Raw genomic sequence first — 5496 nt, 5'->3', positions numbered from 1 at the left:
CCACAACACGCGCGCTTGGTTCGAATGCAGCGGAAGAAGCCTACCGGATCACGAGCAGAGTGGATCGTGGCAATGGAATCGACTACAACAGGCTGGATTTCACGTACAATTCCGATGTCGGCAGCACGTACCAGGATATTGCAAGCTTCGGAGTCACCATCAACAATGGACAGAAGAGCACAGTATTCGATTATCGGAAGGACTATGTGGATGAGACGACGCCGACAGTCATTTACACGAATAGTATCACCGAGACTACCGGGAATGAGAGCAGAAGAACGAGCTTTCAATACGATGAGACGCGCCGGTTGACCACACCTACGGTCACGACCAGCACGTTCACGAAAGCAGGCAGCAGTACAGCCCCAACGATTAATCGGGCGACCTATGATGATTATGGCAATGTGCTGTCCCAGACCAACGCCATGAATGTGGCGACCACCTATACGTACAACCCGACGACCCGTCTGCTTGCTTCCGTATTGGAGAAGGTCGATGTGAACCAGACCCGGCTAACCAGCTATGTCCGGAACGACAAAGGCAAGATTACCGAAATCATCGTCACCAACCAGAATGGAACCAAGCTGGCTCATTCCAAATATGAGCAAATCGATGCTTACGGCAATGTGGGCAAAGCGACCGTGCTCGACGATGTGCTGAACACCGAATATTACACCACGTACGGCTACTCAGGCGCTTTCCCGACGCAGCAATCCATCCTTGTGACCGATGCAGACGGGCAATCCACCACGATCGTGAATCAGTTGGATTATGATCCCACAACGGGACGGGTCAAATCCTTCACGGACGGCAAGAACAATACGACCACCTACGTCTACGATAAGCTCGGCAGGCTCAAAACCATTACCCATCCCGATCAATCCTCGATGACCGCGGTTTATGATGATATAGCCAATCAAGTGACGGTAACGGATGAGACCGGTGTAACGGGTATTCAGAAGTGGGATGCACTGGGGCATAAGGTAGAGGAAGGCATGATGGACGGTTCCTACCGCGTCCTGAAGCAGTATGGTTATGATGCACTGGGCAGATTGATATGGGAACAGAATGGCAGCGGCCACCGGACTCAGTATCAGTATGACGGATGGGACAGGGGTATTCAGACGACTCTTCCGAATGGAGCTTATTCCACGACCCAGTATGACGAGTTGAACCGAACCATGACCAGTACCGATCCTGCAGGCATACAATCCCGATCCACAGCGGATATGCTGGGCAGAGAAATATTGTCGCAGCTCAATAAAGGGGGCGGATTCCAGACGGTGGGTTCGGTACAGTACGATGATATGGGTAATGTCATTGTCCGTACCGATGCCCAGCATACGACAAGATACCAGTATGATGCCCTGGGGCGTTTGACAGGCGTAACCGATCCGAAGAATGACACGACGAGCTATGCGTATTCCTTGGCTGGTCATTTGAAGGAGATCCGTTATCCGGATGCGAATACGACGCAGAAGCGCTATGATCAGTTGGGAAGACTGATCAAAAAGACGGATGCCATGGGTCAGGTCGAGAAGAGCTTCTATGATGCGAATAGCAATGTCGTAAGAACGGTGGATCAGAAGGGGCAAACGTTCACCTTCCAATACAACAATCGCAATCGTCTGACCCTGAAATCCAGTCCGAACGATTCCGTGGGGTATACCTATGATCCTGCCGGACGGCGGAAAACGATGACCGACCCTACGGGTACGACATCCTACGTCTACAAGAACACGACCGGGGAATTAAGAGAGGTCACCTTCCCGGATCTGAAGAAGATTTCGTACACCTACAATAGCCTGGGCCTTCGGGAAACGATGACCGATCCGTTTGGCTATATGAATGTATATACCTATGACAATATGAATCGCTTAAAGACCGTCGGGCCTTCCTTGACGACCTTCGATGCCGAGTATGACTACTACAATAACAGCCTGTTAAAGGAAATCAGGCAGCTGAACGGGAATAAAAGCACGTATACCTATGATGGCTATGCGGTGGACTCGCTGATTCACAAGAAAGCCAATAACGTAGAGATTAATTCTTTCAACTACGATTATGATGGAAACGGGAATTTGACGAACCAAGCTGTGAGACTGAACGGCCAGAGCAGCAACTTCAGCTACAGCTACGATCCACTGAACCGGATAGCAACGTCGTCCCAGTTCAATGAGACGTATGCCTACAATAACCGGGGCAACCGCTTGTCATTGCAGAGTGATAAGGCGCCAGAAATCCCTGCGGGAGAGACGAACTACACGTATGATGCGTGGAATCGGTTAACGCAAGTTGCCAAGCCTGGAGGCGGACAAGTAAGCTATAGGTACAACGGTGACGGACTGCTTTATGAACGGACAGAGAATAACACGACCGTCCGCTATTACTATGATGGCGATCAGGTAGTGGGAGAAGGAATCGTCGCCAGTGGCGGCGTTACGATGAAGGCGCAGTACATTCGGGGTAAGGGACTGATCGCTCGCAAGGACGCGAACGGGAAGAACTACTACCTGCACAATGGCCATGGCGATGTGATCGAGCTTCGGGACAGCACGGGCAATACGAGTGTGAACCGATACACGTATGATCTGTGGGGCAACCCGCTCACGACTACCGAAAGTGTATCGAACCCATTCCGCTATTCGGGGGAAATGTGGGATCAGAGCGCAGGCCTGCAATACTTGCGCGCAAGATGGTATGACCCTAGCATGGGGCGGTTTATTAGCAAGGATACGTATGAGGGGCAGATTGATAATCCGCTGACGATGAATTTGTATACGTATGTGCATAATAATCCGTTAACGAATGTTGACCCTACGGGGCATTGGTGTGAATCGGCAGATGGGAAATATGCTCATCCTGGAAATTGTGCTGATGGTTCAATACAAGAAGCAGATTGGAAGCATGACGGTGATAGAATTATTGATAATGGAAATGAAGTGGGAACATTTTATGACACCGATGGGGCATATGAAGACCACAGTTGGACAGGTGTTTTATTTGACACTGTTGTTACAGGTGGTTTAGGTCTCGGTAAGGCGGCATTGTCCAAAACCATAACTAAGCTTTTCGGAAGGACTGTTGCCGAAGAGGCAGCGACAGCTGCGAAAGGGATGATTTTTTACGGTGGCAAAGCTGGAGAAGCATATTTAGCTAATTTGGTCGGAGCAACTGCTAAGAATCAATTGCAACAAGGCTTCTCAACAAGTATGGGAAGACGGATAATAGATGTTCTTGTAGATGGTGTTGCATATGAATCTAAAGTTGGATATTTAAAATACTCCCAAGCCGCCGTAAACCAAATTAAAAAAGATGCTGAATTAATAGCTAAAGGAAAGATTGAAAGCGCCGTGTGGCATTTCTTTGAGAGTGGCTATACAGGGGCTGGGGCGGATCAACGACTTCTTGATTTATTGACTCAAAATGGAATAAAATACATTATCCATAAGTAACAGGAGGTGCTACAACTGGCTTACAATTACCCTATGATGGTCCCGCCATTTGAATTCGTTGAATTCTCAAAGATGTCTAAGAAGCAAGTGCAGGAGCATTTTAACTGGTTCGTGAAGGAAGTTCCAGCAAGAATTGAAATATTAATTGAAGCGATAGAAGCTTCAGGTTTACGAAATATTGAAAAGTTTGATATGACACCTGAATCACTCAATCCGCTTTGGGGATGGGTTAAGGAAAGAATAAACACTGTACCCAAGTCTCATGAAGAGTTGAATGAACTAAGTAACACTTTGCCCAGCTGGATACTTGAGGATATGAGTGATTGGAAGTTGGATTCTGGGACTGTAACATTGGCAATAGATGTATCGCTTTATTTTGCCGAGGTTTTTCTAAGAGAGTACCCGCACCTTCAATGGGGCTTTATAAGTAAACCTAAGTCAGATGTAGATATAAATAAGCCTGTTGTCATGGGATTTAAAGGTGGAGCACTACATCCCCCAACCGTTGTTATTAATTTGTGTCGGTCACATGTAAAGGGAAATCAAGATAAAGATTTGACTTCACTGTTTGAGGCTTGGAGAAAGTTTATTTGATAAGTCGGTTTTCAAAAACTATGTCACATGCGAGTATAATCAACTCCAATGTGGCATTTCTTTTTTTACACCAGTTGACATTCTGAATTTTGTAATTTACTTACAAAAAATAGTAGATAGAGCCATGTGACGGTACAGAAGTCGGATAACTGGGACGCTGAATGCGTAGCAAAGGTTCTGAGAGGGACGAGTTAGAACGTCTTCCTAATGAGAAGCCCATTGATTTATACTGGGCAGTAAGTCAGCTTGTGACGCAGCGGAAGTATTAGCTAAAAGCTTGAAATTTATCCCTGGTCCTGGGAGAGTAGCTAGATTACCAGGAGTAATAATAAGAATTATCAATGTAGTCATCTAAATCATATTGACGAGGTGAGAGGGATGTTCCCGATACATGAGAATGGAGTTTGGGGGTATATTGACCATAAAGGGAATGTAGTTGTATCCCCACAGTTTGATTATGCTTACTACGGTAGCGAGGGATTATTTGGAGTTAAGAAAAATGGCAAAGAAGGTTTTTTATCCGTTGAAAATGAAAATATCCCTATAAAATATGATGCTGCAGGAGAGTTTCACGAAGGCTATTGTCCAATTAAAATCGATAATCTTTGGGGAGCCATTAATAAAAGGGATGAAGTTATTATTCCACCGTTCTATAAGAGTATCATGCATTTTTCCGAAGGATGGGTGAAGGTTGAAACTATGGAAGGTGTCATTCAGTTCTTGGATACAGAAGGGGTTGTGCAGCTCCAGTATACGGATGTCAGAGTCGGCAATTTTTCACACGGATTAGCTTTTTTTACGGATAAAAAGACGAAACGTAATGGATACATTAATAAAGAAGGAGAATTGGTCATCTCCTCAACACTATTTAAGTCGGGTTGTAAGTTTGCCGAGGGGCTGGCCCCTGCTCGGCATTACTCCGGAAAATGGTGTTTTATAAACCCAAGCGGTGACATTGTCATCGAGCCGATTTACGAATCAATTGGCTTTTTTTCGGAGGGTCTATGTACCTTTAAACGGAATGAGAAGACAGGATACATCAATAAAACGGGTGATGTCGTCATTCCACCACTTTTTGACTTCGCTTCAGATTTTTACGAAGGAACAGCCTATGTTGTTGTGGGGGAACGGTATGGGATAATAAACAAACGTGGTGAATATATTATTGAACCGAAATATACGGGAACCGATACCCAGTCTGCTGAACAGAAGTTAATTAGATTTCGATTGGGGGAAAAAAACATCTATGTGGATCGGCACACGGGAGACGAGATTTTTCAGTTCGACTATCTATAAGCCTTCATGAATAATTCAAAAGATGATGGTACAGATGAAAAGTGAATAATGACTTACCACTTTCCACATGTGAGCTAATACTCCATGTGGTTTCTTTTTTATCGCAAACAGTAATGTTTTTAGAACGGTGGATCAGAAAGGCTAGCCATTT

General features: G+C 45.6%; 3 protein-coding genes and 1 pseudogene. All 4 read left to right on the top strand.

Annotated features, from left to right (window positions below; genetic code table 11):
- The coding region (locus K0T92_RS24320; RefSeq protein WP_281423191.1) for an RHS repeat-associated core domain-containing protein at nt 1–3455 on the top strand (3455 nt) is incomplete at its 5' end.
- Between the two features lie 72 nt (nt 3456–3527).
- On the top strand, nt 3528–4049 hold the full coding sequence (locus K0T92_RS24315; protein ID WP_219875223.1) for a hypothetical protein: 522 nt from the start codon (nt 3528–3530) through the stop codon (nt 4047–4049).
- Nucleotides 4050–4169: 120 nt separating this feature from the next.
- Nucleotides 4170–4312: pseudogene (locus tag K0T92_RS25740) on the top strand (IS110 family transposase); the annotation flags it as partial.
- A gap of 115 nt (nt 4313–4427) precedes the next feature.
- Nucleotides 4428–5345 (top strand): WG repeat-containing protein, encoded by a 918-nt coding sequence (locus tag K0T92_RS24310; protein WP_219875222.1) that lies wholly within the window; start codon nt 4428–4430, stop codon nt 5343–5345.
- Nucleotides 5346–5496: the final 151 nt, after the last annotated feature.

The sequence above is a fragment of the Paenibacillus oenotherae genome (assembly GCF_019443105.1).
Classification (GTDB): domain Bacteria; phylum Bacillota; class Bacilli; order Paenibacillales; family Paenibacillaceae; genus Paenibacillus_Z; species Paenibacillus_Z oenotherae.
This window is presented reverse-complemented; position numbering and strand designations above follow the sequence as displayed.

What these genes read in the sequence shown, in the direction of transcription:
- K0T92_RS24315 (WP_219875223.1), top strand. Translation starts at nt 3,528, where the DNA reads ATGTCTAAGAAGCAAGTGCAGGAGCATTTTAACTGGTTCGTGAAGGAA.
- K0T92_RS24310 (WP_219875222.1), top strand. Translation starts at nt 4,428, where the DNA reads ATGTTCCCGATACATGAGAATGGAGTTTGGGGGTATATTGACCATAAA.